Source organism: Paenibacillus farraposensis, assembly GCF_020736845.1.
In the GTDB taxonomy this organism is placed as follows: domain Bacteria; phylum Bacillota; class Bacilli; order Paenibacillales; family Paenibacillaceae; genus Paenibacillus; species Paenibacillus farraposensis.
Window position 1 is genome coordinate 1 of sequence record NZ_JAFFQR010000091.1, and the last position, 1,539, is coordinate 1,539.

Consider the following 1,539-nt stretch of genomic DNA (forward strand, 5'->3'; position numbering starts at 1 on the left):
TACACAAACTCCCGAATCCAAAGGCTACAAACCACAACCAAATGAAAGAACAACAGCTGAGGGGACGGGTAAAGCTAGTGAATCTTACTTAACACCAGAGATGGAGCAAAAAATATTAGGGGGAGAGAGAATACCAGGTAAAAATGGACTTAGAGGGGGGCATTCGCCTAATGTGGTAAATGATGCAAATCCTAATTATGCAGTAGAAGTTCTCAGGGAGAATCCAGATGGAACTAAATTTGTTCAATTTTATCATCAGTTTCCAGATGGAACTCTCGCAAAGCTTAAAAAAAGCACAGTATTTCCTGATTCATGGAGTGATAAGAAAATTATAAGCTCTATAAAAAAAATTAGCGATACGCCAGCAGTTGGAAGTCGTACTTCAGATGGGGGAACTACAACTTTGCATAGCGGTACTGTAGATGGTGTTGAAATAGATGTTATTAAAGAAGGCAATAACATTACTGCTGGATATCCGGTGGGAGGTAAACCAACGCCAGGATTTGAACCAATAAATTAGTGGAGGCAAATTTATGAAATATGAACAATTTGACAAATTAATAACTGAAATGTCTGGAGAGAATGCTTCAGATGATTATTGGTATGATGTTGGAGTAAATGATGCGATGACCCTGTTGGAGAAATTTTCCGAAATAGATTGGGAATTGCTTGGAAAAAATATAATGGATAAATCGTTAGAGTGGCAAAAAAGAGTAGTATATTGCTTTGAAGAAGAAAATGATGCAAGAGAAATTAATATAATATTATCACTTATTGAAACAACAGACAAAGAACTATTTGAAATGTGTATTGATTCTTTAAGATTTTTAATTAATGATAATAATAAAGAATGTATAATAAATAACAATGAACTTATGGAGAAATTGAGAAAAATGGAATCAATTGATAATATGTCGGGTAGAATATGTAGGGAGTTTCTTAATAAATTACAATAGAGATGATAATATATGAGTTGTTAAATTTTCATAACAATAGGCTGCAAAACTTATTTTTTCTAATTGACTTATAATGATATTTATTAACACTGCTTCATATAACGAAATCATTATAAACAGTTCAGATTTCTATAATTGTTTGAAAGAAATTTGTGTGGGATTTATTGGTAAAAATCCGGAACGGAAAGACCAAGTGCATTTACTTATGGACAAGATAAAGGCTATTTTAAATTTGTGAAAATTCCACACTGAGTTGAGTAAACCAACCAACAAACCAAAGACTAAACAATTCAAACACTTGATAAACTTTCAAAAGCTCTTTCCAACTTGAACCATGAGTAGGAATGAGCTTTTTTTGCCCGTGCGACACAAAGATATAGCTTCTTATGTCCGACGTATGGCCCAGTCTGCTAATGAGTTAGAGCGGGCATACCATCAGATTCCATCCGAACTGAGGAAACGCTGGAGGGCGAACTACGATCGTTACATGGCAGAGCAGCCGAAGCCGAAGCAAGAACAATCCCGGTCGTGGCTGGCTATTCTGGGTGAAGCCCAGCTTCAGAATGCGGAAGCCCAAGTCGCG

At 35.8% G+C, this 1,539-nt stretch carries 2 protein-coding genes; both read left to right on the top strand.

The genetic code is table 11. The features are described 5' to 3' along the window. Positions 1–520 (top strand): EndoU domain-containing protein (locus JO375_RS14800; RefSeq protein ID WP_229525190.1); only part of this gene is annotated, 520 nt, incomplete at its 5' end. Positions 521–533: 13 nt separating this feature from the next. After that, positions 534–956, top strand: a complete 423-nt coding sequence (locus JO375_RS14805; RefSeq protein ID WP_229525191.1) for a hypothetical protein — start codon at positions 534–536, stop codon at positions 954–956. Positions 957–1,539 lie beyond the last annotated feature (583 nt).

What these genes read in the sequence shown, in the direction of transcription:
- JO375_RS14805 (WP_229525191.1), top strand. Translation starts at nt 534, where the DNA reads ATGAAATATGAACAATTTGACAAATTAATAACTGAAATGTCTGGAGAG.